Below are 25,269 nucleotides of genomic sequence, written 5' to 3' on the forward strand. Positions count from 1 at the left end.
TTCATAGCATGTCGCCAGGGGCCTGCCCATAGAATGGCCCGCACATGCCCCTGGTTTCACTCATCCTTCTGCCCTTTCTCGGCAGCCTGCTGGCCGCCGTGCTGCCCGCGAACGCCCGCAACACCGAATCGACGCTGGCGGGCCTGATCGCGCTGTTTTGCACGGTGCAGACCGCGCTGTATTTCCCCGAGATCGCCGGTGGGGGCGTGCTGCGCCAGGAAATCCCCTGGCTGCCCGCGCTGGGGATGAACCTCGTCATCCGCATGGATGGCTTCGCGTGGATGTTCTGCATGCTGGTGCTGGGCATCGGCTCGCTGGTGGTGCTGTACGCGCGCTACTACATGTCCCCGGCCGACCCGGTGCCGCGCTTCTTCGCGTTCTTCCTGGCCTTCATGGGCGCCATGGCCGGGGTCGTTCTCTCGGGCAACCTGATCCAGCTCGCCTTCTTCTGGGAGCTGACCAGCCTGTTCTCGTTCCTGCTCATCGGCTACTGGCACCACCGCAAGGACGCGCGCCGTGGCGCGCGCATGGCGCTCACGGTGACGGGCACGGGCGGCCTCGCCCTGCTGGCCGGCCTGCTGGTGCTGGGCCACATCGTGGGCAGCTACGACCTGGACCGCGTGCTCGCTGCTGGCGACCAGGTGCGCGCCCACCCGCTGTACCCCGTGGCCCTGGTGCTGGTGCTGCTGGGCGCGCTCACCAAGAGCGCGCAGTTCCCCTTCCATTTCTGGCTGCCGCACGCCATGGCCGCGCCCACGCCGGTGTCGAGCTACCTGCACTCGGCCACCATGGTGAAGGCCGGCGTGTTCCTGCTGGCGAGGCTGTGGCCCGTGATGGGAGGCACCGAGCCGTGGTTCTGGATCGTGGGCGGCGCGGGCCTGGCCACGCTGCTCGTGGGCGGCTATGCCGCCATGTTCCAGCACGACCTCAAGGGGCTGCTCGCGTACTCCACCCTCTCGCACCTGGGCCTCATCACGCTGCTGCTGGGCCTCAACAGCCCGCTGGCCGCCGTGGCGGCCGTGTTCCACATCATGAACCACGCCACCTTCAAGGCCTCGCTGTTCATGGCGGCGGGCATCGTGGACCATGAAAGCGGTACCCGCGACATCCGGCGCCTCTCCGGCCTGCGGCACATGATGCCGGTCACGGCCACGCTCGCCATGGTGGCCAGCGCCGCCATGGCCGGCGTGCCGCTGCTCAACGGCTTCCTGTCCAAGGAGATGTTCTTCGCCGAGACAGTGTTCCTCGACGCCGCGCCCGCCGTGCGCTGGGCGCTGCCCATCGCCGCCACGGTGGCTGGCATGTTCAGCGTGGCCTACTCGTTGCGCTTCACCGTCGATGTGTTCTGGGGCCCGCCCGCGACCGACCTGCCCCACACGCCGCACGAGCCGCCGCACTGGATGCGCGTGCCCGTCGAGCTGCTCGTGCTGGCCTGCCTGGTCGTGGGCACGCTGCCCGCCTGGTCCGTGGGCCAGTACCTCGACGCCGCCGCGCGCCCGGTGGTGGGCGGCACGCTGCCCGCATTCAGCCTCGCCGTCTGGCACGGCCTGAACACCCCGTTCTTGATGAGCGTGGTCGCGCTCGCGGGAGGCGTGCTGCTGTACCGCCTGCTGCGCGCGCAACGCGAGGCCGGCCGCATCGATGCGCCGCCGCTGATGCACCGCATCGACGGACGCCGCCTGTTCGAAGCGCTGCTGGCCCGGCTCACGGCGGCGGGGCGCGCGGGGCGCCGACGGCTGTCCACGCGGCGCCTGCAATGGCAGATGCTGTGGCTGGTGGGCGCGGCCCTGCTGGCCGGTGCGCTGCCGCTGTGGCTGCACGGCCTGCGCCTGGGGCAGCGGGGCACGCTGCCGCTGTCGCCAGCGTTCGTGGTGCTGTGGGGCCTGGGCACCGTGTGTGCCGTGGCGGCCGCCTGGCAGGCCAAATACCACCGCATGGCGGCGCTGACGCTGCTGGGCGGCGCGGGACTGGCGACCTGCATCACCTTCCTGTGGTTCTCGGCGCCCGACCTGGCGCTGACGCAGATCGCAGTGGAACTCGTGACCACGGTGCTGATCCTGCTGGGCCTGCGCTGGCTGCCCAAGCGCGACGAGCGCCTGCGCCCCTCGGCCCGCGTGCAGCCGCCCGGCACGCGCTGGCGCCGCCTGCGCGACATGCTGCTGTCCGTCCTGGCCGGCGGCGGCATGGCCTGGCTGGCCTTCGCGATGATGAGCCGCGATTTCCCGGAGAGCACCTCCACCTTCTTCCTGGAGCGCGCGCAGACCGAAGGCGGGGGCACCAACGTGGTGAACGTGATGCTGGTGGATTTCCGGGGCTTCGACACCTTCGGCGAGATCGTCGTGCTGGGCATCGTCACCCTCACGGTGTACGCGCTGCTGCGGCGCTTCCGCCCCGCGCGCGAAACCATGGACCTGCCCGAGCAGCAGCGCAACCTGCCCGCCGACCTGCAGACCGATCTGCTGAACCCGCGCAACGCGCAGGACACCGCCGTGGGCTACCTCATGGTGCCCGCCGTGCTGGTGCGCCTGCTGCTGCCGTTCGCGGCCGTGGTGTCGGCCTACATCTTCATGCGCGGCCACAACGAGCCGGGTGGCGGCTTCGTCGCGGGGCTGGTGCTCTCGGTGGCGCTGATCCTGCAGTACATCATCTCGGGCGCGCAGTGGGTCGAGGCCCACCTGCCCCTGCTACCGCGCCGCTGGATCGCCACGGGGCTGCTGTGCGCGCTGGCCACGGGCACGGGCGCCATCGCGCTGGGCTACCCCTTCCTCACCACGCACACGGCCCACCTGCACCTGCCGGTGGTGGGCGACATCCACGTGGCGAGCGCGCTGTTCTTCGACATCGGCGTGTTCACGCTGGTGGTGGGCTCCACGCTGCTGATCCTCACCGCCATCGCCCACCAGTCGATCCGGGGCCACCGCTACCACGCACGCCTGCAGGAGGATGCCGCGGCATCGCCCGCCGGAGACCACGAAGGGGAGATCCGCTGATGGAAATCGTCCTGGCCATCGCCATCGGCGTGCTCACGGGCTCGGGCGTGTGGCTGCTGCTGCGCCCGCGCACGTTCCAGGTCATCATGGGCCTTTCACTGCTGTCCTACGCCGTCAATCTGTTCATCTTCAGCATGGGCCGCCTGGGCCTGCAGATGGGCAAGGTGCCGGTGCTTTCGGCCGGCGTGCCGCAGGACCTGCAGCACTATGCCGACCCCATGCCCCAGGCCCTGGTGCTGACGGCCATCGTGATCGGCTTCGCCATGACGGCGCTGTTCCTCGTGGTGCTGCTCGCCTCGCGCGGCATGTCGGGCACCGACCATGTGGATGGCAGCCATTCGCGCGACACGCAGGAGATGCCATGACCGCGGCCAGCCTGCTCGACGCCCTCGCGCAATCGGCGGCACACCTGATGCCGCACCTCATGCTCGCGCCCATCGCGCTGCCGCTGCTCACGGCGGCGCTGATGCTGCTGCTGCGCGAGGAGCAACAGCGCCTCAAGATCGCGCTGAACCTGCTGTCCACCGCCCTGGGCCTGGCCGTCGCCGTGGCCCTGCTGGCCTGGAGCAGCGACGCCGGCGCGCCCAGCACGCTGGGCGTGTACCTGCCCGGCAACTGGCCCGCGCCATTCGGCATCGTGCTCGCGCTCGACCGGCTCTCGGCGCTCATGCTCGTGCTCACCAGCACCGTGGCCCTGGCCTCGATCGTGTTCGCCACATCGCGCTGGCACCGCGCGGGTGTGCACTACCACCCGCTGTTCCAATTCCAGCTCATGGGCCTGGCGGGCGCTTTCCTCACGGCCGACCTGTTCAACCTGTTCGTGTTCTTCGAGATCATGCTCGCCGCCTCCTACGGGCTGCTGCTGCACGGCTCGGGGCGCGCGCGCGTGCAGGCGGGGCTGCATTACATCGCCATCAACCTGGCCGCCTCCTCGCTGTTTCTCATTGGCGTGTCCATGCTCTACGGCATCACCGGCACGCTCAACATGGCCGACCTCGCGCGCGCCATTCCCCAGGTGGCCGCCGGCGACCGGGGCCTGCTGCACGCGGCGGCGGGCATCCTGGCCACGGCCTTCCTGATCAAGGCCGCCGTATGGCCGCTCAACTTCTGGCTCGTGCCCGCCTACAGCGCCGCCACGGCCCCCGTGGGCGCGCTGTTCGCGCTCATGACCAAGGTGGGCGTCTACACCCTGCTGCGGCTGTGGACGCTGATGTTCGGCAGCGAGGCGGGTGCATCGGCCCTGTTCGGCGGAGCGTGGCTCATCGGCGGCGGCATGCTCACCATGGCGTTCGGCGCCATCGGCATGCTCGGATCGCAGCGCCTCACCCACCTCGCGGGCTTCGCCGCCGTGCTCTCGTCGGGCACGCTGCTCGCGGCCGTGGGCATGGGCCAGGGCGCGCTCACGGCCGCGCTGCTGTACTACCTGCCCAGTTCCACGCTGGCCGTCAGCAGCCTGTTCCTGCTGGCCGACCTGATCGAGCGCTGGCGCAACGACGGCACCAGCACCGACCCGGACGACGAGGACGCCCCCTTCCTCAACCCCGAGCTGCTGCCCACGCAGGGCATGAACCTCGACGACGACGAGGAGGTGCTGATCGGCCGCGTCATCCCCGCCGCCGCCGCCTTCCTGGGCCTTGCGTTCATGGTGTGCACCCTGGTCATCGCCGGGTTGCCGCCCCTGTCGGGCTTCGTGGGCAAGGTGGCCATGCTCACGGCGCTGCTTAACCCGCTGGGACTGGGCGCATCCGACGGCCTGAACCCAGGCCCTGCTGGCTGGGGCCTGCTGGCCCTCATGATCGGCACGGGCCTGCTCGCGCTGATCGCCCTCACGCGAGCGGGCGTGCGCCACTTCTGGGCCGCGCACGACCGGGCCACGCCCCGGCTGCGGGTGCTCGAAGGCCTGCCCATCGCGGCGCTGCTGCTGGCCTGCGTGGCCCTCACCTTCCAGGCCGGTCCCATGCTGGGGTTCACCCAGGCCACGGCCAGGGCGCTGCACGCGCCCGGCGCCTATGTGCACGCCGTGATGTCTGCCACGCCCATTCCGGGGCCTGTGTCGCGGCCCGCGACAGCCGCACCAGGGGAGAAGGCACCATGAAGTGGCTCTTGAACGCGCTGTTGCCCGCGCCGCTGCTGTCGGCGGCGCTGTTCATCCTGTGGCTGCTGCTCAACCGCTCGGCGAGCCCGGGCCAGTTGATCCTCGCGGCCATCCTGGCGCTCGCGATTCCGGTGCTCACGCGGGGCCTGCGGCCGTTGCCCGTGCGCATCCGCCGGCCCGGCATGGTGCTGCGCCTGGGCCTCACGGTGATGGCCGACACGGTCGAATCCAACCTTGCTGTGGTGCGTTTCCTGCTGCTGCCCCGGCTGCGCCGCCACCCGCCGGCCTTCGTGCACATTCCACTGGAACTGCGCGACCCCAACGCGCTGGCCGTGCTGGCCATGATCGTGTGCATCACCCCGGGCACGGCCTGGGCCGAGCTCGCACGCGACCGCTCGGCCCTGATGCTGCATGTGCTGGAGGTGGGTGACCCGCAGGCCATCATCGACCACGTCAAGACGCGCTACGAGCGCCCCCTGATGGAGATATTCGAATGACCTCTCCCGTGCTGTCCTGGGCCCTGCCCCTGGCCATGGCCCTGCTGGCGCTGGCCATGGTGTTCACGCTGGTGCGCCTGCTGCGCGGCCCCACGGCGCAGGACCGGGTGCTTGCGCTCGACTGCATGTACCTCAACGGCATGCTGCTCATGCTCGTGCTGGGAATCCAGCAGGGCAGCAGCCACTACTTCGAGGCCGCGCTGCTGGTGGCGCTGTTCGGCTTCGTGGGCTCCACGGCCATGGCCAAGTTCCTGCTGCGCGGGGAGGTCATCGAATGACGGGCTTCGCGCTGCCGCTGTGGGCCGAGATCGTGGTCGGCACCCTGGTGCTGCTGGGCGCGGGCATCGCGCTGGTGGGCTCGCTCGGGCTGCTGCGCCTGTCCACCTACTTCGAGCGCGTGCACGCGCCGTCGATCATCGCCACCATGGGCTGCTGGTGCATCATGCACGCGAGCATCCTGTACTTCTCGCTGCTGGGCCGCCACCTGGCGCTGCACCCGCTGCTGATCGCGCTGTTCGTTGCCATCACGGTGCCCGTCACCAACATCTTCCTCATGCGCGCGGCCCTGTTCCGCGCCCGCCGCGCCGGCCTGAACGTGCCGCCCAGCCTGAGCCGTACCATTCCGCCCACGCCCGAGAACTCCTGAATTCATAGCTTGCAGCGCGCTCTGCGACTGCCTTTGCGGCCAATTTCATTCAAAATTGCTCGGGTGCGCCAAACCCGCCGCCCCCGGGGGTGTGGATCTCGAACACATCGCCCGGCTGCATGGCCGCCTGGCCGATGTGGCCGAGCTGCTCCACGCCGCCATCGGCGCGCACCACCCGGTTCAGGCCCCATTGCCCGCCCTGGCCGCCCGCCATGCCGAAGGCACCGTGGACCCGACCGTTGGAGAGGATGCTGGCCGTCATCGGTTCCAGGAAGCGCACGCGGCGCATGCCGCCGTCGCCGCCACGCCAGCGCCCCGCGCCGCCCGATCCCTGGCGAATGGCGTAGCTCTCCAGCCGCACCGGGAAGCGGAATTCCAGCACCTCGGGGTCGGTCAGGCGCGAATTGGTCATGTGGGTCTGCACCACGCTCGTGCCCGCGAAGCCGCCCACCAGCGCCCCGGCATCGTCGAACACGCCGCCCGCGCCGCTGCCGCCGGAGATGGTCTCGTAGTACTGGTGGCGCGCGTTGCCGAAGGTGAAGTTGTTCATGGTCGGCTGGCCGCCGGCCATCACGCCGAGCGCACCGAGCAGCGCGTTGGTGATGCAGGTGGAGGTTTCCACGTTGCCCGCCACCACCGAGGCCGGCGGGTTGGGGTTGAGCATGGAGCCCGGCGGGATGATCACCTTGAGCGGCTTGAGGCAGCCGGCGTTGAGCGGGATGTCGTCGTCCACCAGGCAGCGGAACACGTAGAGCACCGCCGCCATGCACACCGCCGTGGGCGCGTTGAAGTTGTTCGCCTGCTGCGCGCTGGTGCCGGTGAAGTCGATCTCGGCGCTGCGGCTGGTGGCGTCGATGCGAACCGCCACCTGGATCTGCGCGCCATTGTCCAGTGGCAGCGTGAAACGGCCGTCCTGCAGGCGGGCTGCCAGGCGCGTGATGGCGCGGCGCACCGACTCCTCGGCGTTGTCCTGCACATGGCCCATGTAGGCCTGCACCACGTCCAGGCCGAACTGCGCCACCATGCGGTGCAGCTCCTGCACGCCCTTCTCGTTCGCGGCGATCTGGGCCTTCAGGTCGGCCAGGTTCTGCTGCGGGTTGCGCGAGGGGTATTCACCGCTGGACAGCAGCGCCAGGATCTCGGCCTCGCGCAGCACGCCGGCGTCCACCAGCTTGAAGTTCTGGATCTGCACGCCCTCCTCCTCGATGCGCGTGGAGAACGGCGGCATGGAGCCCGGCGTGGTGCCACCCACGTCGGCATGGTGGCCCCGGCTGCCCACGTAGAAGGTGGGCCGGTCCGCGCCGTCCACATAGACCGGCGTGATGACGGTGATGTCGGGCAGGTGCGTGCCGCCGTGGTAGGGGTCGTTGAGCACAAACACATCACCCGGCCGCATGGTGCCCGCGTTGTCGCGGATCACGGTCTGGATGCTCTCACCCATGCTGCCCAGGTGCACCGGCATGTGCGGCGCGTTGGCGATGAGGTGGCCCTCGGCGTCGAACAGCGCGCACGAAAAGTCGAGCCGCTCCTTGATGTTCACCGAGTAGGCCGTGTTCTGCAGCTGCAGGCCCATCTGCTCGGCGATGTTCATGAACAGGTTGTTGAACACCTCCAGCAGCACCGGGTCCACCGTGGTGCCCGCCGCATGGCGCACGGCGCGCGGCGCGCGGCGCTGCAGCAGCAGATGGTCCAGTTCCGTGAGCCGCGCCTCCCAGCCGGGCTCGACGATGGTCGTCGCGTTCTTCTCGGCGATGATGGCCGGGCCGGCGATCAGGTCGCCGGGGCGCAGGTCTTCGCGCACCACCAGGGCCGCGTCGTGCCAGGCGGCCATGCCGTCCAGGCCGGCGGTGTACATGCGCACGGTGTCGCGCCGGGGCACCGCGCGTTCCGGGTGCAGGGCGTGGCGCGGCTCGGCCGGCGCATCGCCCGCCACCACGGCCTCGACCGACACGGCCTCCACCACCAGGGCCTTGCCCTGCATGAGGAAGGCATAGCGCTGGCGGTAGGCGGCCTCGAAGCCGGCCACGAGCGCGGCCATGCCCGCCGCCGCATCCTGCAGCAGCGCATCCGGGGCATCGACCACCAGGGCCGCGTCCGAGCCTTCATAGCGCACATGCACGCGCCGGCGCACCGCCACCGTGCCCGCGCCCACCTGCTGGCGCGCCAGATCGGTGCGCGCCGCCTCGGCCAGCGCGTCGAGCGCGGCCTGCACGGTGCCCAGGGCCTCGGGGGCGAGCCGGCATTCCACCGCCTGTTCGCGGATCAGGCTCTGGTCGGCCAGGCCCATGCCGTAGGCCGAGAGCACGCCCGCCAGCGGATGCACCAGCACCTGCGGCATGCCCAGCGCATCGGCCACCAGGCAGGCATGCTGGCCGCCCGCGCCGCCGAAGCACTGCAGGGTGTAGCGCGTCACGTCGTAGCCGCGCGCCACGCTGATCTTCTTGATGGCATTGGCCATCTGCTGCACGGCGATCTGGACGAAGCCATGGGCCACGTCCTCGGCCGTGCGCCCCGTCTGCGCCGCCAACGCGCCGAAGCGCTGCGCCACCACGGCGCCGTCGAGCGGCTCGTCGGCGCCGTGGCCGAACACGCGCGGGAAGTGCGCGGGCTGGATCTTGCCCACCATCACGTTGGCATCGGTCACGGCCAGCGGGCCGCCGCGCCGGTAGCTGGCCGGGCCGGGGTTGGCGCCCGCGCTCTCGGGGCCAACGCGGAAGCGCGCGCCGTCAAAGCCGAGGATGGAGCCGCCGCCCGCCGCCACGGTGTGGATGCTCATCATGGGCGCGCGCATGCGCACGCCGGCCACCTGGGTCTCGAACTCGCGCTCGAACGCGCCGGCGTAGTGGCTCACGTCGGTGCTGGTGCCGCCCATGTCGAAGCCGATCACGCGCGCGTGGCCCGCCAGCTCGGCCGTGCGTGCCATGCCCACGATGCCGCCCGCCGGGCCCGAGAGGATGGCGTCCTTGCCCTGGAACACGCGCGCATCGGTCAGGCCGCCCGAGGACTGCATGAAGAACAGCTTCACGCCCGGCATCTCGGCCGCCACCTGCTCGACATAGCGGCGCAGGATGGGCGAGAGGTAGGCGTCGACCACGGTGGTGTCGCCCCGGCCGACGAACTTCATCATGGGGCTGGTCTGGTGCGAGGTGCTGACCTGCGTGAAACCCGCCTGGCGCGCCAGCCGGGCCGCTGCCTGCTCGTGCTGCGTGTAGCGGTAGCCATGCATGAAGACGATGGCCACGCTGCGCAGGCCGGTGTCGTAGGCACCCCAGAGGCGCTCCTTCAGGTGCTCTTCGTCCAGCGGTTCGATCACGTCGCCGTGCGCACCGATGCGCTCCTGCGCCTCGACCACGCGGCTGTAGAGCAGCTCGGGCAGCACGATGTGGCGGTCGAAGATGCGCGGGCGGTTCTGGTAGGCGATGCGCAGCGCGTCGCGGAAGCCCTGCGTGGTCACCAGCAGCGTGGGCTCGCCCTTGCGCTCCAGCAGCGCGTTGGTGGCCACCGTAGTGCCCATCTTCACGCACTCCACCAGGTCGGGCGTGACCGGCGCGCCCGGCGCCAGCCCCAGCAGGTAGCGGATGCCGGCGACCGCCGCGTCGCGGTACTGCTCGGGGTTGTCGGACAGCAGCTTGTGCGTGACGAGCTGGCCGTCGGGGCGCTTGCCCACCACGTCGGTGAAGGTGCCGCCCCGGTCGATCCAGAACTGCCAGCGGGCGGGCTGTGGGGTGTGCGTGGTGGTCATGGTGTGCTATTGATAAGATAGCTACTAGTGCTTACCAGTAAAGCGCTAGAGCCCGATTTCGTTCAAAGCGACGCGGCCGCGCGCGCCGCCTGGTCGTACATGCCCGAGAGCACGCGCAGCAGGCGCGCCAGCTCGCCGATGTCGCGGTTCAGCGCATCATCGGCTTTGAGCGCGTCGATCAGACAGCTTTCGCGGATCTCGCGGTAGCGCTGCACGTAGGCGCGGCCGGTGTCGGTGGCCGCGTAGGTCACTTCCTTGCCGTTCTTGTGCGAGGCGACCACGCCCAGGCCCTGGAGCTTCTTGAGCGCGTAGTTCACCAGGTGCGTGTCCTCCACGTTCATGATGAAGCAGATGTCGGCCAGGCGCTTGTCGCGCGCGCGGTGCGTGACGTGGTGCAGCACCAGCACGTCCAGCGGCGTGAGGTCCTTCAGGCCCGCCGCCGCCATGCAATGCGCCACCCAGCGGTGGAAGGCATTGCCGGCCACGATGAGGCCGAACTCGAACTCGCTCATCTCGGCGCTCTGCGCCGACACCAGGTGCGCCGACGACACGATGGGCCCGGAGGATTCAGACTTGGATCGCGCCGCAGGTTTCATGGAAGACAACTCCAGGGTGGGTGGGCTGGCACGGAATGTGTATGCCGATTCATTGTAGGCAAGTCAAAAACAAATTGTCGGTAATTTGTCGACATTCAGGATAAACACCTACGCCCTGGCGGCAGGCGTCCCGCTACAGTGATTTCCTGCCCTCGTTCCTTCCAACCCATCTTGCGGAGTCCTTCCATGCAGCGTCGATTCTTCCCCGCCACCGCGCTCGCCCTGGCCCTGGCCTGCGGCCTGTCCATCTCCCCCGCCATGGCCCAGACCAAATGGGATCTGGCCGCCGCCTACCCGGCCACCAACTTCCACAGCGAGAACATGGCCCAGTTGGCGAGCGATGTGGACAAGGCCACCGGCGGCAAGCTCAAGATCACGCTGCACGCCAACGCCGCGCTCTTCAAGGCGCCCGAGATCAAGCGCGCCGTGCAGGGCGGCCAGGCCCAGATGGGTGAGATCCTCCTGGCCAACTTCCAGAACGAATGGCAGTTGTTCGGCACCGACGGCCTGCCCTTCCTGGCCACCAGCTACGACGACTCGAAGAAGCTCTACCAGGCGCAGAAGCCCTTCCTGGAGAAGAAGCTCGCCGAACAGGGCATGGTGCTGCTCTACGCCGTGGCCTGGCCGCCCCAGGGCATCTACACCAAGAAGCCGGTGAACGCCGCGGCCGACCTCAAGGGCATCAAGTGGCGCGCCTACAGCCCGGCCACCTCGCGCATCGCCGAACTGGTGGGCGCGCAGCCGGTCACCGTGCAGGCGGCCGAGTTCTCGCAGGCGCTCGCCACGGGCGTGGTCGAATCGACCATGACCTCGGGCGCCACGGGCGTGGACAGCAAGCTCTACGAGCACCTGAAGTACTACTACGACACCCAGGCCTGGCTGCCCAAGAACGCGGTGATCGTGAACAAGAAGGCCTTCGACGCGCTCGACAAGCCCAGCCAGGACGCCCTGCTCAAGGCCGGTGCCGACGCCGAGGCGCGCGGCTGGGCTGCCAGCCAGAAGGTGAACACCGAGACACTGGAAAAGCTCAAGGCCAATGGCATGCAGGTGCTGCCGCCGTCGGCGCAGCTCAAGGCCGACATGGCCAAGGTGGGTGACGCCATGCTCAAGGAATGGCTGGACAAGGCCGGCCCCGATGGCAAGGCCCTGATCGACGCCTTCCGCAAGTAAGCGATGCGCCGTCTGCTCGACGCCTTGTACGACAGCGCCGCCGCCCTGGCGGCGCTTTTCATGGTGGCCCTCTTGGGCATGGTGCTGCTGTCCATCGCCAGCCGGCAACTGCACTTCCATGTGCCCGGCACGGACGCCTACGCCGGCTACCTGATGGCGGCCACCGGCTTCCTGGCGCTGGCCCACACGCTCAAGCGCGGCGAGCATATCCGCGTGACGCTGCTGCTGGGCATGCTCACGGGGCGCTGGAAGAAAGCCTTCGAGGTGTGGGCGCTGGCCGCGGCCTCGCTGCTGGCCGGGCTGTTCGCCTTCTACAGCTGCAAGCTGGCCTGGCAGTCGCACGAATTCCACGACATCTCCACCGGCAGCGACGCCACGCCGCTGTGGATTCCGCAGATCGCCATGGCGCTGGGCACGGTGGTGCTGGCCATTGCCTTCATCGACGAGCTGGTGCTGGAACTGCGCGGCCGGCGAGCCCAGGCGGCGCATGGCGAAGCCCTGCGCAACGAATGAACCGGAGGGCTACCCGCCATGAGTGACCTTGCCATCACCGGCCTGCTGGTTCTGTCGCTGTTCCTGATCCTGGGCAGCGGCGTGTGGATCGGGCTCACGCTCTCGGGCGTGGCCTGGATCGGCATGCAGCTGTTCTCGGCCCGCCCCGCGGGCGATGCCATGGCCGTGACCATCTGGGGCTCGGCGTCGAGCTGGACCCTGACCGCCCTGCCCCTGTTCATCTGGATGGGCGAGATCCTGTTCCGCACGCGGCTGTCGCAGGACATGTTCAAGGGCCTGGCGCCCTGGGTGCAGGCCTTGCCCGGGCGGCTGCTGCACACCAACGTGGTGGGCTGCACCATCTTCGCGGCGGTGTCGGGGTCGAGCGCCGCCACCTGCGCCACCATCGGCAAGATGACCCTGCCCGAGCTCACGCGCAGGGGCTACCCCGAGCACATGGTGGTGGGCACGCTGGCCGGCGCGAGCACGCTGGGCCTCTTGATTCCACCCTCGATCATCATGATCGTCTATGGCGTGGCGGCCGATGTGTCGATCTCCCAGCTCTTCATCGCGGGCGTGCTGCCCGGCATCCTGCTGGCGTGCCTGTTCTCCGGCTACATCATGCTCTGGGCCCTGCGCCACCCCGGGCAGGTGCCCGCGGCCGACACGCGCATGTCCTTCATGCAAAAGCTGTCGGAATCGAAGAGCCTGATCCCCGTTGTGCTGCTGATCGCGGCCGTGCTGGGTTCCATCTACACCGGCATCGCCACGGCCACCGAGGCCGCCGCCGTGGGCGTGGTGGGATCGCTCATCCTGTCGGCCGCGCAGGGCTCGCTGAACTGGGACAGCTTCCGGGGCGCGCTCATGGGCGCCACGCGGCTGTACTGCATGATCGCGCTGATCCTGGCGGGCGCGGCCTTCCTCACGCTGTCCATGGGCTACATCGGGCTGCCGCGCCACCTGGCCGAATGGATTGCCTCGCTGGGGCTGGGGCAGGCGCAACTCATCCTGGCCCTGGCCGTTTTCTACATCATCCTCGGCTGCTTCCTCGACGGTATCTCCATGGTGGTGCTGACCATGGGCGTGCTCATGCCCACGGTGCAGGCCGCCGGAATCGACCCGGTCTGGTTCGGCATCTTCGTGGTGCTCGTGGTCGAGATGGCGCAGATCACGCCGCCCGTGGGCTTCAACCTGTTCGTGCTGCAGGGCATGACCGGGCGCCAGCTGCCCTGGATCGCCAAGGTGGCCCTGCCGATGTTCCTGCTGATGTGTGCGGCGGTGGCGCTCATCTACCTGTTCCCGGGCATCGTGACCTGGCTGCCGCAGCAGATGGCGGCGCGCTGAGCCGCCGTTGCGGGGACAATCGCGGCATGCTCAATGTCTTGTCCATCTGCATCGGCGCCAGCCTGGGCGCCCTCGCCCGCTGGCGCCTGGGGCTGTGGCTCAGCACGCCCGGCAGCCTGCTGCCCTGGGGCACGCTGGCGGCCAATCTGGTGGGCGGCTACCTCATAGGCGTCTGCGTGGCGCTCTTCCAGACACTGCCGCACGTCGATCCGGTCTGGCGCCTGGCGCTCATCACCGGCTTCCTCGGCGCGCTCACGACCTTCTCCAGCTTTTCCGCCGAGGTCGTCACCATGCTGGCACAGCAGCGCTACCTGCTCGCCACGGCCACGGTGGCGCTGCACCTGTTCGGCTCGCTGCTGATGACGGTGCTGGGCCTGCAATCGGTGGCGCTGGTACTTGCAAACCGTTCCTGAGCGACATCCACCCAGCCTGTCCCACGCCATCATTCGCTACACTATTAATAGCAATAAAGTATTGATGGGAAAGCCAGATAGGCATCAAGGCATACTTAGAATACGCAATTCGCGGCATATGCTCCTGGGCCCGCCGCCTCCTTGATTCACTGGCGCGGCCTGGCTGCCCCTGGAACCCACGATGGAAGCAAACACACAGCTCAATGAACGCCGCCTGGCCGATGCCTGGGAGGAACTGCACAACCACGCCAACAAGGGCAACCCGCTGCTGGCCGACTCCAACCGCATGGCGTTCGCCGACCCGGAGTTCCTGTTCCGGCGCGAAACGCGGGGCATCCGCTTTCAGTTGGAGATGCTCAAACCCGATCTAGGCCAGACGCACCAGGGTATCGAGAACACGATCGTGGTCTACGGCAGCGCACGCTTCGTGGCTCCGGACGAAGCCGCCCGTCAACTGGCCGAGGCCCAGGCCAGCGGCGATGCCCCGCGCATCGCCCTGGCCGAGCGCGCCGTGCGCAACGCGCACTACTACGAGCAGGCACGCCGCTTTGCACGCCTGGTAGCCGAGCACAGCAACCAGCAAGAGCCGGTGAACCGCCTCTACATCTGCACCGGTGGCGGCCCCGGCATCATGGAAGCAGCCAACCGCGGCGCACATGATGCCGGCGCACCCAACGTGGGCCTGAACATCGCCCTGCCGCATGAGCAGGGCGGCAACCGCTTCATCACACCCTCGCTGAGCTACAAGTTCCACTACTTCGCGCTGCGCAAGATGCATTTCATGATGCGCGCCAAGGCACTGGTGGCCTTTCCCGGGGGTTTCGGCACCCTCGACGAGCTGTTCGAGGTGCTAACGTTGGTGCAGACGGGCAAGACCAAGCCGGTGCCTATCGTGCTTTTCGGCTCCAGTTTCTGGAGCCGCCTGATCAACTTCGACCTGCTGATCGAGGAAGGCACGATCTCGGCCGATGATCGCAAGCTGTTTCACATCACCGATGATCCGCAGGAGGCCTGGGACACGATCCGGCAGTTTTACAAACTTTGATTCACGACCTTACCTGATTGGGAACAACGGAACGATGATGATGGGCCCGATCGGAATGATGGGCCGTATCGGCCGAACAGGCACGATGGGAGGGGTTGTCGGTGCCGTCGGGTTGGTAGGCGTCGCCGGATTGCCCGGCTGCCTGCCACCACCGGGATTGGTGGGAACAACGGGGGTTCCTGGCGTGGTGGGATTAGTGGGTTGCCTGCCTCCGCCAGGATCGGTTGGCACAACGGGGTCCGGCTGTTGCGGTACGGGCTCCGCCGGTGGTGTAGTGGGGACCAGTATCACCGCGCCATAGCTCCCATCGGACAAAATCTGCTCGCCGGGCTGCACGGCCTCGCGCGGCAGCGTCTGCGGCAGCAGAGCCCTCGTATGGGTGTACACCGGTAACTGCTGGGCGGAGATCACGCGCACCGCTTCGCGTGGCTTGACTTCCACGCATCCTGCCTCGGTACAGACCTCGATGGTGTTGTGTTCGCCCGAGACCTCCACCTCCCCCTCTGCGTTCATGAACACCTTGAAGGCCGTGCCTCTGATGCCCACCACGGCCGTGGGGGTGATGACGCGGTAGTTCTGTGGATTGCGCTGTCCGATCTTGCCAGTCACCGCCCGCAGCGCCCCCTGAAGGAAGCGCACGGCAAAGCGATCCTCACTCTGCCCTGTCTGCGCGCTGTCACTGTAGGCACCAATGGCCAATTGCGACTGGGGATAAAGCGCCAGGATCCCCCCATCGGTGAAACGGATTTGCGCCTGTCCGGAAGGCCCGCTGCGCAATACATCACCAACTTCGACCTCCGCGCCACGCATGACTTCCCGTGAACTGCTGCCCCGTTCCAGAAGCACATCCCCCGCCACGAACTGCACCTGCCCGGCAGCAGCCCAGGCTGCGGTACACCCGCCCATGCCCAACCCGCTCCCCAACAGCAAGGTGATGAATGCATGGAAGGTGGTTCGGAAAACCGCAATCATGTCGTTTCTCCCTGTGTGGTAGTGGACAGCGCGCGCATCGTGTCAAAACTCTCGGCGGACTGTGAGTGAAACCTGTTTGCGCTGGTAGGGAAAAATTGGCACGGAGGAATCCACCTCGGTCCATTCCACCTGGGGCGTGATGCGCCAACCGGGTGCCGGGATCCACGACAGGCCCAGCACCAGACGCCATTGGGTATCTTTCCGCTGACGGCTGAAGAACGGGTCCACAGCCCCGAAACGCCGCCGTTCTACATCAATGCTGCCAAAGGCAGCCCAACGAGGATCCAGCATCCACTGCCCTCCCAGCCGCACTCCCGCCAGCCGATGCCCCAGATCGGTCGCGGCAGCGAGGCGCGGCGCCTCCTCACCGGCATGCCCTGCCAAGTACACAATGCTGCCATTGCGCAATACCAGCGCGTGACTCAGGCCCGCGACCGTGCGACGCACATCACGTACGCGCTGACCGGGATAGCGCATGTCCAAGGACTGGATGAAGCCTCCCCACTGGCGCAGGCCATCCATGCGGTATACCCACTCCCCCTGCACACCCACGCTGCCACGCACTTGGCTACCATCGCGCGCCTCATGGATGCCGCGCGCAGTGACAATCCATTCATGGCGGTTGGAGCGCAAAGCCAAGCCCAGATGGCCATCGGCTTCACTTGGCTCCAAACGCTCAGCGGCCGCACTGTAATGGCGCCCTGCCAGATGCAACCCTCCGACCATGGACCACTGCGGTGTCAATACATGGCGGCCACGCAGATTCAGTGCAAGCGAAACATGGTTGGATGCCCGCTCCCGCGCTTCTGGGTCCACTGTCCATGCCGGCAAACCCGGCCACTGAGGAGGAACCATGCCGGAATCGAGCCCCGCATTTACATTCGAATCGCGCCCCACACCGAAATCCACGCTGCCATACAACGTGGAACGCCCACCATAGCCAGGTCGGTCGTAGGAGTAGAGGTGCTGGTCGATACTGCGTGCCGCATCCACCGCTACGCTGCGCTGGCGCACGGCCTCAGGCAGCGCCTGCAAACCATGTCCATCCCCCAGAATTTGCAGCAGGCGTGCCTGTGCATCCTGGGCTTGAAGATCATCAGGCCGCAGTTGCAGCACACGTTCCCACGCAAGCAGCGCCCGGGTATAGAGCCCCATGGTTTCTGCAAGTGCAGCAATGGCCTGGTCAAACGCCAGATCGCCCGCCCGCACGGGCTCCTGGGCATCCAGCATTGCAAAGGCCTCTTCGAACGCCCCCTGCCGCTGCAAGGCTTGGGTCCGCTCAAGCAACTCATCTGCAAGCACGCCCCCGGCTCCCGCCAGGCCAGCAGCCCCCAGCACGACTGTGCCCAGCCAATGCCACACGCCCCCCGGTGTCCATTTCGTTTGCCTCATGCGCCCCCCTTTCGCAAGGACAGCGCCAATCTACTCCTATTTACCTGGCGTGCAAGGCCCCCTGGCCGCTCATACAACAGCAAACCTCAGGTGGCTTGCTGATTGTTCACAGCCAAGGAACTGTCAGAGGCATCCTTCGTCTTGTCCACCAACGCCACCGGCAGTGCCTTGGTGGGCTTGACCCCCAGCTCGCGCAGCATTTCAGCCTGACGGATCACGTTGCCCCGGTTCTGGCTCAGCTTGTTGTAGGCCTTGGAATAGGCATCCTGCGCCTGGGAAAGGTTCTTGCCTACGCGCTCCAGGTCCTCCACGAAGCCCACGAGCCGGTCGTACAGCTCGGCGCCACGTTGCGCAATTTCCTGCGCGTTGCGGCTCTGCGCCTCCTGGCGCCAGAGGTGGGCCACGGTGCGCACCACGAACAGCAGCGTGGAGGGGCTCACCAGCAGCACGTTCTTGTTCCAGGCATCGTTGTAGAGCTGGCTGTCGGACGTGACGGCGAGCATGAACGCGGGCTCGATGGGCACGAACATGAGCACGAAGTCGAGCGACTGCAGCCCATGCAGTTGCTGGTAGTTGCGCTCGGCCAGGCCCTTGATGTGCTGGCGCACCGATTCAAGATGGCGGCGCTGCGCCGCCGCGCGCTGCAGGTCGTCATCGGCACTGGCGTATTCCTCGTAGGCCAGCAGTGAGACCTTGGCATCGACCACGAGGTGCCGGTTCTCCGGCAGGTGGATCACCACGTCGGGCTGGGCACGCGTGCCGTCGTCGCGCAGGTGGTTTTCCTGCACGTCGTATTCGGCGCCCCGGCGCAGGCCGGCGAGTTCGAGCACGCGCTCCAGGATCAGCTCGCCCCAGTTGCCCTGCGCCTTGGTCGAGCCCTTGAGCGCCTGCGTCAGGTTGCGCGCCTCCTCGCTCAGCGCCTGGTTCAGCCCCATGAGCTGGTGCACCTGCTGGCTCAGGGCCGACCGCTGCTTGCCTTCGGCATCGTAGAACTGCTCAACCTTGCCCTGGAATTCCTGCAGGCGCATGCGCAGCGGGTCGAGCATCTGGCCCAGGTGCTGTTGGTTCTGCTCGGCGAAGCGCTTGCCTTTTTCTTCCAGGATGTCGTTGGCCAGGCTCTTGAACTGGTGCGTGAGCGCCTCGCGGGCCTCGTTCAGGAGCTGGAGCTTTTCCTGCGCGGCGCGGCGTTCGGCGTCGAGCTGCGTGGCCTGGGCCGCAAGCTGGCTCTGCAGTTCGGACACCTGCTGGCGCGCGGCCTGTGTCAGCGCGGCCTGCTCGTGCCACTGTGCCTCCAGTCCCGGCACGCGGGCGGCGCGTTCGGCGAGCTGGGCGCGTTCGTCACGGGCGGTGTCCAGCGCCTCGCGCCAGCCTTCGGACTGTGACCGGGTCTGCTGCAGTTCGGCCAGCAGCGCTGCACGCTCGGCCTCCAGCCCGCGCACGCGTTCCTGCGCCGTGGCAATCTGGGCATTGGCCGTGGCCTGCACTTCCATCTGTGCCTGGCCTCGCGCTTGTGCCACGGCCTGCTCCTGCTGCTGCAGTGCCTCGCGCCGGGCGCGGGCCGCGCCCCAGAACCCGCCCAGGCCCAAGGCGGCCAGAACCAGCAAGGCAGCGGCCAACATGGCCAGGGTTTCGATGGTCACGGATTTGCTTCCAATTTAATAGCTGATGGCGCTTTATTATCAAGCGTTGGAAGCTATTTTTACTGTAAATCCCCGCCCACGGGGCGCGGCCCGGGCGTGTTCACTGGCGTGAGCGGCCCGCGTCCGTCGAAGAAGGCAATCAGGTTGTCTGCCGCCAGGTTCGCCATGGCCCGGCGCGTACCGACCGTGGCGCTGGCGATGTGCGGTGTGAGCACCACGTTGGGCACCTCCAGCAAGCCTGGATGGACCTGGGGCTCGCCCTCGAACACATCGAGGCCCGCCGCTGCGATGCGCCGCTCCCGCAAGGCCTGGGCCAACGCGGCGTCGTCCACGATACCGCCGCGCGCAATGTTGACCAGGGTGGCCGTGGGCTTCATCAGCGCCAGCTCCGCCGCGCCGATGGTGTGGTGCGAATCGGGCGTATAGGGCAGTACCAGCACCACATGGTCGGCCGTGCGCAGCAGTTCCTCCTTGGAAACGTAGCGCGCCTTGCACTCAGCCTCCAGCGCAGGGGCCAGGCGCGAGCGGTTGTGGTAGACCACGTCCATGCCAAAGCCATGGGCCCCGCGCCGCGCAATGCCCTGCCCGATGCGCCCCATGCCGATGATGCCCAGGCGCGTGCCGTGCACCTCGGCGCCGGCGAACATGTCATAGCTCCACTTATTCCAGCACCCGGCGCGCAGGTAATGCTCGCTCTCGGTGACGCGGCGCGCCGTGGCCATGAGCAGCGCGAAACCAAAGTCGGCCGTGGTCTCGGTCAGCACATCGGGCGTATTGGTGCCCTGCACGCCCGCCGCCGTCATGGCGTCCACATCGAAGTTGTTGTAGCCCACGGCCATATTGGCGACGATGCGCAGGCGCGGGCACGCAGCCAGCAGCGCGGCATCGATGCGCTGGCTGCCCGTGGTGAAGGCGCCGTCCTTGTCGGCCAGGCGCGCAGCCAATTCAGCGGGGGACCAGAGGACATCCTGGGGGTTGGACTCCACCTCGAAGTGGCGCGACAGGCGCTCGACGACCTCGGGGAACACGGCACGGGCGATCAGGATGCGGGGCTTGGACATGGCGGCCTCGGATATCAGCGGAACCAGATGAAGGTCATGACCACGAACAACGGCACCAGGATGCCGCAGGACCACAGCATGTAGCCAAAGAAGCTCGGCATCCTGACGCCGCGGTCCTCGGCGATGGCCTTGACCATGAGGTTGGGCGCGTTGCCGATATAGGAATTGGCGCCCATGAAGACAGCGCCCGCCGAAATGGCGGCCAGCGTGGGCGCGAGCTGGGTCATGAGCACGGCCGGATCACCGCCCGCGGTGTTGAAGAACACCAGGTAGGTGGGCGCATTGTCGAGGAACGAGGACAGCACCCCCGCAGCCCAGAAGTACATGGCCGGATCGGGCGTGCCATCGGGCCGCGTCACGGCGCTGACAATGGCGCCGAATGGGCCGCTCACGCCCGCCTTGAGCATGGCGATCACGGGAATGATGGTCAAGAAAATGCCCGCGAACAGCTTGGCCACCTCCTGCATGGGGCCCCAGCTGAACTGGTTGTTCTCATGCACCACCCGGGGCGTGAGCCAGAGCGAGAGGAAGGTGATGACGATCAGGCCCGCATCGCGCACCAGTCCGGGCAGCCCCACGTCGGTGCCCGCCACATGGAACACCACGGGCGATTTCCAGAAACCGCTGAGCAGCACCAGCCCCACCACGCCCGCGAGCAACAGGAAGTTCACCTTCCCGTCAAAGCCGATGGAACGCGTGTCGGGCGTGGGGTCGCGCATCAGCAGTTCCTCGCGCTGGTGGTAATACCAGGCATCGAGGGCATAGAACAGCGCCAGCAGGGTTCCGACAAGAAACAGGGTTTCGGGAAAGATGTGGCTCAGGGTCCAGAAGAAATCGACCCCCTTGAGAAAGCCCAGGAACAGCGGCGGGTCGCCCAGCGGGGTCAGCGACCCGCCGGCGTTGGACACGATGAAGATGAAAAACACCACCACATGCGCCTTGTGCACGCGGTGGTCGTTGGCCCGGATGAGCGGACGGATCATCAGCATGGAGGCGCCCGTCGTGCCCATGAAGCTCGCCAGCACCGCGCCAATGGCCAGGATGGCCGTGTTCAGCCCCGGGCCGCCATGGAGGTTGCCCCGGATGTAGATGCCCCCGGCCACCGTGAACAACGCGGTCAGCAGGATCACGAAGGGCAGGTATTCGGCCAGCAGCGCATGCACCAGGCTGGCACCGGCGGCCCCCGGTCCGAACACCAGCGCGAAGGGCAGCAGGAACAGCAGCCCCCAGGCCGCGGCCACCTTGCCAAAATGGTGGTGCCAGAAGATCGGCGCCAGCAAGGGCATGAGCGCGATCGACAGCAGGATGCCCGCGAAGGGCACACCCCACCAGATCGCCAAGGCACTGCCATCAAGGTCTGCGGCCATGGCCAGGCCAGGCGCGGCCGCCAGCACAGCCGTGGTCAGCCAACGAAGGGGTTTCATGGGGTTGTCTCCCGGTTTTTCTGGATACGGATGCCGTGCAGGCACGCGCCGCGCGCCTTGCAGCGGCGAAGTGTAGGCGAGTATCCCCTGCGGAAGCTCCCGATCAATACCAGGAGCACCCGGTTGAAAACATCCCGTCAGGAAACAGGCCGGCCCTCTCCGGAGAGCGACCCTGCCTGCAACGCAGGCCCGTCATGGCATGTCAGCCAACGGCCAGCAGCTTCTCCAGCACGGCGCGCAATGTCCCGGGCACGGGCACCGGCCGGCGTGTTTCGCGATCCACATAGACATGGACGAAATGCCCCGCCGCGGCCGTCAGAGGCTCGCCGGCCGCGAACAATCCCACCTCGTAACGCACACTGGACGAGCCGATGCGCGCCACGCGGATACCGGCCTCCACCGTCTGGGGAAACGCCAGGGGGGCGAAATAGTTGCACTGGGTTTCGATCACCAGGCCAATGGTTCCGCCGGCATGGATGTCCAGCGCGCCCTGCTCGATCAGGTGTGCATTCACGGCCGTGTCGAACCAACTGTAGTAGACGACATTGTTGACATGGCCATACACGTCGTTGTCCATCCAGCGCGTGCTGATGGAGCGAAAGGCACGGTAGGCATGGCGCGGCTGGGGCGCCGGGCGCTCGGAGGGGGCGGCGGTGGTCATGGACGGGCATTGTGCCAGCGCCCGCTGCGCAGCCTCAGAGAGCCCAGTCACCTTGGTTAACCTGCTCCACGAACCCCGGTGCCGGCAACAGTTTGTAAAGCAGCTCCTCTAAAATGCTGCATTGCACCAATTTCACTTGCAATCCGGCGAGAACCCCGTAGAATTCAATCCATGCTGCACTGCAACATGACTTCGGGAGCATGGCCAGCGCAGATGTCTCTAGACCCTGAACCCTCAGGCCCTCATCCATAGGAGAAATGACATGTCGCTGACCACCGAACAAATCCTGGCCGCCCACAAAGCCAACATTGAAACCCTCTTCGGCCTGACCAGCAAGGCTTTCGAAGGCGTGGAAAAACTCGTCGAGCTGAACGTGACCGCTTCGCGCGCCGCCCTGACCGAAGCCGCCAACCACACCCAGGCCGTGCTGAGCGTGAAGGACGTGCAGGAACTGATGGCCCTGCAGGCCGGCCTGTTCCAGCCCCTGGCCGAGAAGACCGCTTCCTACAGCCGCCATCTGTTCGACATCGCCTCCGGCACCGGTGGCGAGTTCACCAAGGCCGTCGAAACCAAGACCGCCGAAGCACAAAAGGCCTTCACCAGCCTGGTGGACACCGCAGCCAAGAACGCCCCCGCCGGCTCCGAAACCGCAGTGGCCGTGATGAAGAGCGCCGTATCGGCCGCCAACAACGCTTTTGAATCGGTGCAAAAGGCCGTCAAGCAGGCCACCGACGCCGCCGAGGCCAACTTCAACGCTGTCGCCGCCACCGCTGCCGACGCCGCCAAGACGGCCACCCCGCGCAAGCGCTGAGCCTCGCGGTCTGGAGACATGTCTCTAGACCACACAAGGGATTACCCTTATAATTCCTTCATGCATCTCTGAGGCATCAGAGATCTCCAGTTGTCTCCTTGGATCCTTTCGAAACCCCGTTTCTTGGATCCTTTCAAAGCCCGGTTTCAGCCGGGCTTTTTTTTGCCCGCGCCATCCGGTCACCGCCCGCGCCGAGCATGACCACGGCGGCATGCTGGCATTGCACTCAATTTTATTGCGAATAGTTCGCGTTTGTCTTATCATCGCAGGATACCAATCCCGCGAAAGATGCATCCATGTCGAAGACCGTGAAAGCCTTGCTGTCCTGCTGCGTTCTGGCCAGCTCCGCGACCGCAGCCCTGGCCCAGGAACAGGTGGTGAACCTCTACTCGGCCCGCCACTATTCCACCGATGAGGCGCTCTACAGCAACTTCACCAAGGCCACCGGGATCAAGATCAACCGCGTGGACGCCGACGACGCCGGGATCCTGGCCCGCCTGAAGGCCGAAGGCAGCGCCTCCCCTGCCGATGTGATCCTCCTGGTCGATGCCGCCCGGCTCTACAAGGGCGAGATCGACGGCCTGTTCCAGCCCATCCAGTCCAAGGTGCTGAACGACGCCATTCCGGCCAACCTGCGCAGCACGCCGGCGGCCGATGGCGGCACCGCCTGGTTCGGCCTGTCCACCCGCGCCCGGGTCATCGTGTACAACAAGATCAAGGTCCAGAAGGAAGACGTGGACACCTATGAGGAGCTGGGCGACCCCAAGAACAAGGGCAAGCTCTGCATCCGCTCTGGTTCGCACCCCTATAACCTGAGCCTGTTCGGCGCGGTGACCGAGCACCTGGGAGAGCAAAAGGCCGAGGCCTGGCTCAAGGGTGTGGTTGACAACCTGGCGCGCGCACCCAAAGGCGGCGATACCGACCAGATCAAAGCCGTGGCTTCGGGTGAATGCGACATCGCCGTCACCAACAGCTACTACCTGGCGCGCATGATGCGCTCGACCAAGCCCGAGGACACGGCCGTCGTCAACAAGGTCGGCGTGGTGTTTCCCAACCAGCAGTCCTGGGGCACGCACATGAATATCGCTGGCGGCGCCGTGGCGCGCCATGCGAAGAACCAGGCCAATGCCGTCCGCTTCCTCGAATACCTGGCCAGCGCCGAAGCACAGAATTACTTCGCCAACGGTAACAACGAATGGCCCACGGCCAAGGGCGTGAACGCGGACAACCCCGCGCTCAAGGCCATGACCGGCAATGCACCGTTCAAGAGCGAAACCATTCCTATCAGTGCCGTGGGCGCCAATGTGACCAAGGTCCAGCAGATGCTCGACCGCGTGGGCTTCAAGTAAACCGCCCCACCCCACCCGATGCCCGGCCCATGCCGGGCATTTTTCATGGTGGACCGTATCGGTCATAATTGACGTTTACGTCAACGTCACTCTTTGGAGACAGAACATGGAAATCAAGGGCAAGGTATTCATCGTGACCGGCGGTGCGTCCGGTCTGGGCGAAGGCACGGCGCGCATGCTGGCGGCCCAGGGCGGCAAGGTGGTCATTGCCGACATGCAGGCGGAAAAGGGCGAAGCCGTGGCCAAGGAGATTGGTGGCGCCTTCGTGAAGTGCGATGTCAGCAGCGAAGTCGACGGCCAAGCCGTGGTGGCGCAAGCCGTGTCCATGGGCAAACTCATGGGCCTGGTGAATTGCGCTGGCATCGCCCCCGCCGAAAAAACCGTGGGCAAGAACGGCGCGCACGCGCTGTCGGTTTTCAGCAAGACCATCACCGTCAACCTGATCGGCAGCTTCAACATGATCCGCCTGGCGGCCGAAGCCATGTGCAAGAACGAGCCCGAAGCCACGGGCGAGCGCGGCGTGATGATCTCCACCGCCAGCGTGGCTGCCTATGACGGCCAGATCGGCCAGGCCGCCTACAGCGCCTCCAAGGGCGGCGTGGTGGGCATGACACTGCCCATCGCGCGCGACCTGGCGCGCAACGGCATCCGCAACATGACCATCGCGCCCGGCATCTTCGGCACGCCCATGCTGTTCGGCATGCCCAAGGAGGTTCAGGACGCCCTGGCCGCCGGTGTGCCCTTCCCCAGCCGCCTGGGCACCCCGCAGGATTACGCCAAGCTCGTGCAGCACATCTTCGAGAACGACATGCTCAACGGCGAGGTGATCCGCCTGGACGGCGCCATTCGCCTCGCCCCCCGCTGAGTTCACGGTTTTTGCTATTGTTTTAATAGCTTTAGGCGCTTGCTCATAAAGCGCTAGAGGCCAA

22 protein-coding genes are annotated in these 25,269 nt (G+C 67.0%); 14 read left to right on the forward strand and 8 right to left on the reverse strand.

Features of this window, described 5'->3' with window-relative positions:
• The first annotated feature begins 44 nt into the window (after nt 1-44).
• Genes D8S75_RS08365 through D8S75_RS08390 form a run of 6 tightly spaced genes read left to right on the forward strand, consistent with a single transcriptional unit; the run spans nt 45 to nt 6,228 of the window.
• Complete coding sequence (locus D8S75_RS08365; RefSeq protein WP_119965798.1) at nt 45-2,990, forward strand: monovalent cation/H+ antiporter subunit A; 2,946 nt, start codon at nt 45-47, stop codon at nt 2,988-2,990.
• A complete protein-coding gene (locus D8S75_RS08370; protein ID WP_119965799.1) occupies nt 2,990-3,355 on the forward strand; it encodes a Na+/H+ antiporter subunit C in 366 nt (121 codons plus the stop codon). Before D8S75_RS08365 ends, D8S75_RS08370 begins: the two co-directional genes overlap by 1 nt.
• Nucleotides 3,352-5,085, forward strand: a complete 1,734-nt coding sequence (locus tag D8S75_RS08375; RefSeq protein WP_119965800.1) for a monovalent cation/H+ antiporter subunit D — start codon at nt 3,352-3,354, stop codon at nt 5,083-5,085. Before D8S75_RS08370 ends, D8S75_RS08375 begins: the two co-directional genes overlap by 4 nt.
• Nucleotides 5,082-5,582, forward strand: a complete 501-nt coding sequence (locus D8S75_RS08380) for a Na+/H+ antiporter subunit E (RefSeq protein ID WP_119965802.1) — start codon at nt 5,082-5,084, stop codon at nt 5,580-5,582. The genes D8S75_RS08375 and D8S75_RS08380 overlap by 4 nt, the downstream gene beginning before the upstream one ends.
• On the forward strand, nt 5,579-5,860 hold the full coding sequence (locus tag D8S75_RS08385; protein ID WP_119965803.1) for a K+/H+ antiporter subunit F: 282 nt from the start codon (nt 5,579-5,581) through the stop codon (nt 5,858-5,860). The genes D8S75_RS08380 and D8S75_RS08385 overlap by 4 nt, the downstream gene beginning before the upstream one ends.
• The gene (locus D8S75_RS08390) at nt 5,857-6,228 is read left to right on the forward strand and encodes a monovalent cation/H(+) antiporter subunit G (protein WP_119965805.1); all 372 of its coding nucleotides are present in this window, start codon (nt 5,857-5,859) and stop codon (nt 6,226-6,228) included. Before D8S75_RS08385 ends, D8S75_RS08390 begins: the two co-directional genes overlap by 4 nt.
• Nucleotides 6,229-6,277: 49 nt before the next feature.
• Here the strand turns inward: D8S75_RS08390 and D8S75_RS08395 are convergent, their stop codons facing one another.
• Together D8S75_RS08395 and D8S75_RS08400 are read right to left on the reverse strand one after the other, a co-directional pair.
• Nucleotides 6,278-9,970 (reverse strand): hydantoinase B/oxoprolinase family protein, encoded by a 3,693-nt coding sequence (locus D8S75_RS08395; protein ID WP_119965807.1) that lies wholly within the window; start codon nt 9,968-9,970, stop codon nt 6,278-6,280.
• A gap of 62 nt (nt 9,971-10,032) precedes the next feature.
• Entirely contained in the window at nt 10,033-10,566 is a 534-nt protein-coding gene (locus D8S75_RS08400) for a winged helix DNA-binding protein (RefSeq protein WP_119965808.1), read from the reverse strand.
• Nucleotides 10,567-10,752: 186 nt separating this feature from the next.
• Between D8S75_RS08400 and D8S75_RS08405 the strand changes: the two genes are divergently transcribed.
• The 5 genes from D8S75_RS08405 (at nt 10,753) to D8S75_RS08425 (ending at nt 15,030) form a co-directional block, all read left to right on the forward strand.
• Complete coding sequence (locus D8S75_RS08405; RefSeq protein ID WP_119965810.1) at nt 10,753-11,736, forward strand: TRAP transporter substrate-binding protein; 984 nt, start codon at nt 10,753-10,755, stop codon at nt 11,734-11,736.
• A gap of 3 nt (nt 11,737-11,739) precedes the next feature.
• Nucleotides 11,740-12,249 (forward strand): TRAP transporter small permease, encoded by a 510-nt coding sequence (locus D8S75_RS08410; protein ID WP_119965811.1) that lies wholly within the window; start codon nt 11,740-11,742, stop codon nt 12,247-12,249.
• Nucleotides 12,250-12,267: 18 nt separating this feature from the next.
• Nucleotides 12,268-13,572, forward strand: coding sequence for a TRAP transporter large permease (locus tag D8S75_RS08415; RefSeq protein ID WP_119965813.1), 1,305 nt, complete (start codon nt 12,268-12,270; stop codon nt 13,570-13,572).
• 26 nt (nt 13,573-13,598) lie between these two features.
• Nucleotides 13,599-13,985 carry a fluoride efflux transporter CrcB gene (crcB, locus tag D8S75_RS08420; protein ID WP_119965814.1) on the forward strand — a complete coding sequence of 129 codons (387 nt, stop codon included), beginning with the start codon at nt 13,599-13,601 and terminating at the stop codon, nt 13,983-13,985.
• Between the two features lie 181 nt (nt 13,986-14,166).
• Nucleotides 14,167-15,030 carry a TIGR00730 family Rossman fold protein gene (locus D8S75_RS08425; protein WP_119965816.1) on the forward strand — a complete coding sequence of 288 codons (864 nt, stop codon included), beginning with the start codon at nt 14,167-14,169 and terminating at the stop codon, nt 15,028-15,030.
• A 9-nt stretch (nt 15,031-15,039) separates the two neighbouring features.
• On the opposite strand, the gene D8S75_RS08430 is transcribed toward D8S75_RS08425, so the two are convergent.
• From D8S75_RS08430 to D8S75_RS08455, 6 genes are all read right to left on the reverse strand, one after another.
• Nucleotides 15,040-16,002 (reverse strand): FecR family protein, encoded by a 963-nt coding sequence (locus tag D8S75_RS08430; RefSeq protein WP_119965817.1) that lies wholly within the window; start codon nt 16,000-16,002, stop codon nt 15,040-15,042.
• 42 nt (nt 16,003-16,044) lie between these two features.
• Nucleotides 16,045-17,304 carry a surface lipoprotein assembly modifier gene (locus tag D8S75_RS08435; RefSeq protein WP_157982620.1) on the reverse strand — a complete coding sequence of 420 codons (1,260 nt, stop codon included), beginning with the start codon at nt 17,302-17,304 and terminating at the stop codon, nt 16,045-16,047.
• A 176-nt stretch (nt 17,305-17,480) separates the two neighbouring features.
• Nucleotides 17,481-19,034, reverse strand: a complete 1,554-nt coding sequence (locus tag D8S75_RS08440; protein ID WP_119965821.1) for a DNA recombination protein RmuC — start codon at nt 19,032-19,034, stop codon at nt 17,481-17,483.
• A gap of 59 nt (nt 19,035-19,093) precedes the next feature.
• Nucleotides 19,094-20,095, reverse strand: a complete 1,002-nt coding sequence (locus tag D8S75_RS08445; RefSeq protein ID WP_119965823.1) for a 2-hydroxyacid dehydrogenase — start codon at nt 20,093-20,095, stop codon at nt 19,094-19,096.
• Between the two features lie 14 nt (nt 20,096-20,109).
• On the reverse strand, nt 20,110-21,519 hold the full coding sequence (locus tag D8S75_RS08450) for a sodium:proton antiporter (protein ID WP_119965825.1): 1,410 nt from the start codon (nt 21,517-21,519) through the stop codon (nt 20,110-20,112).
• A 202-nt stretch (nt 21,520-21,721) separates the two neighbouring features.
• Complete coding sequence (locus tag D8S75_RS08455) at nt 21,722-22,180, reverse strand: acyl-CoA thioesterase (protein ID WP_119965826.1); 459 nt, start codon at nt 22,178-22,180, stop codon at nt 21,722-21,724.
• Nucleotides 22,181-22,442: 262 nt separating this feature from the next.
• Between D8S75_RS08455 and D8S75_RS08465 the strand changes: the two genes are divergently transcribed.
• The 3 genes from D8S75_RS08465 to D8S75_RS08475 all read left to right on the forward strand — a co-directional run bounded on the left by D8S75_RS08465 (nt 22,443) and on the right by D8S75_RS08475 (nt 25,205).
• Nucleotides 22,443-22,991 carry a phasin family protein gene (locus D8S75_RS08465; RefSeq protein ID WP_119965830.1) on the forward strand — a complete coding sequence of 183 codons (549 nt, stop codon included), beginning with the start codon at nt 22,443-22,445 and terminating at the stop codon, nt 22,989-22,991.
• A 296-nt stretch (nt 22,992-23,287) separates the two neighbouring features.
• Nucleotides 23,288-24,340 carry an extracellular solute-binding protein gene (locus tag D8S75_RS08470; protein WP_119965832.1) on the forward strand — a complete coding sequence of 351 codons (1,053 nt, stop codon included), beginning with the start codon at nt 23,288-23,290 and terminating at the stop codon, nt 24,338-24,340.
• Nucleotides 24,341-24,446: 106 nt separating this feature from the next.
• On the forward strand, nt 24,447-25,205 hold the full coding sequence (locus D8S75_RS08475) for a 3-hydroxyacyl-CoA dehydrogenase (RefSeq protein WP_119965833.1): 759 nt from the start codon (nt 24,447-24,449) through the stop codon (nt 25,203-25,205).
• The last annotated feature ends 64 nt before the right edge of the window (nt 25,206-25,269 follow it).

The organism is Simplicispira lacusdiani (assembly GCF_003604195.1).
Lineage (GTDB): Bacteria > Pseudomonadota > Gammaproteobacteria > Burkholderiales > Burkholderiaceae_C > Simplicispira > Simplicispira lacusdiani.

Bases quoted from the DNA above. Each gene is read 5' to 3' on its own strand.
- D8S75_RS08400 (WP_119965808.1), bottom strand. From the start codon at position 10,566: ATGAAACCTGCGGCGCGATCCAAGTCTGAATCCTCCGGGCCCATCGTG.
- D8S75_RS08455 (WP_119965826.1), bottom strand. From the start codon at position 22,180: ATGACCACCGCCGCCCCCTCCGAGCGCCCGGCGCCCCAGCCGCGCCAT.
- D8S75_RS08385 (WP_119965803.1), top strand. From the start codon at position 5,579: ATGACCTCTCCCGTGCTGTCCTGGGCCCTGCCCCTGGCCATGGCCCTG.
- D8S75_RS08390 (WP_119965805.1), top strand. From the start codon at position 5,857: ATGACGGGCTTCGCGCTGCCGCTGTGGGCCGAGATCGTGGTCGGCACC.
- D8S75_RS08375 (WP_119965800.1), top strand. From the start codon at position 3,352: ATGACCGCGGCCAGCCTGCTCGACGCCCTCGCGCAATCGGCGGCACAC.
- D8S75_RS08430 (WP_119965817.1), bottom strand. From the start codon at position 16,002: ATGATTGCGGTTTTCCGAACCACCTTCCATGCATTCATCACCTTGCTG.
- D8S75_RS08405 (WP_119965810.1), top strand. From the start codon at position 10,753: ATGCAGCGTCGATTCTTCCCCGCCACCGCGCTCGCCCTGGCCCTGGCC.
- D8S75_RS08370 (WP_119965799.1), top strand. From the start codon at position 2,990: ATGGAAATCGTCCTGGCCATCGCCATCGGCGTGCTCACGGGCTCGGGC.
- D8S75_RS08450 (WP_119965825.1), bottom strand. From the start codon at position 21,519: ATGAAACCCCTTCGTTGGCTGACCACGGCTGTGCTGGCGGCCGCGCCT.
- D8S75_RS08410 (WP_119965811.1), top strand. From the start codon at position 11,740: ATGCGCCGTCTGCTCGACGCCTTGTACGACAGCGCCGCCGCCCTGGCG.
- D8S75_RS08465 (WP_119965830.1), top strand. From the start codon at position 22,443: ATGTCGCTGACCACCGAACAAATCCTGGCCGCCCACAAAGCCAACATT.
- D8S75_RS08380 (WP_119965802.1), top strand. From the start codon at position 5,082: ATGAAGTGGCTCTTGAACGCGCTGTTGCCCGCGCCGCTGCTGTCGGCG.
- D8S75_RS08365 (WP_119965798.1), top strand. From the start codon at position 45: ATGCCCCTGGTTTCACTCATCCTTCTGCCCTTTCTCGGCAGCCTGCTG.
- D8S75_RS08395 (WP_119965807.1), bottom strand. From the start codon at position 9,970: ATGACCACCACGCACACCCCACAGCCCGCCCGCTGGCAGTTCTGGATC.
- D8S75_RS08470 (WP_119965832.1), top strand. From the start codon at position 23,288: ATGTCGAAGACCGTGAAAGCCTTGCTGTCCTGCTGCGTTCTGGCCAGC.
- D8S75_RS08445 (WP_119965823.1), bottom strand. From the start codon at position 20,095: ATGTCCAAGCCCCGCATCCTGATCGCCCGTGCCGTGTTCCCCGAGGTC.
- crcB (WP_119965814.1), top strand. From the start codon at position 13,599: ATGCTCAATGTCTTGTCCATCTGCATCGGCGCCAGCCTGGGCGCCCTC.
- D8S75_RS08475 (WP_119965833.1), top strand. From the start codon at position 24,447: ATGGAAATCAAGGGCAAGGTATTCATCGTGACCGGCGGTGCGTCCGGT.
- D8S75_RS08415 (WP_119965813.1), top strand. From the start codon at position 12,268: ATGAGTGACCTTGCCATCACCGGCCTGCTGGTTCTGTCGCTGTTCCTG.
- D8S75_RS08425 (WP_119965816.1), top strand. From the start codon at position 14,167: ATGGAAGCAAACACACAGCTCAATGAACGCCGCCTGGCCGATGCCTGG.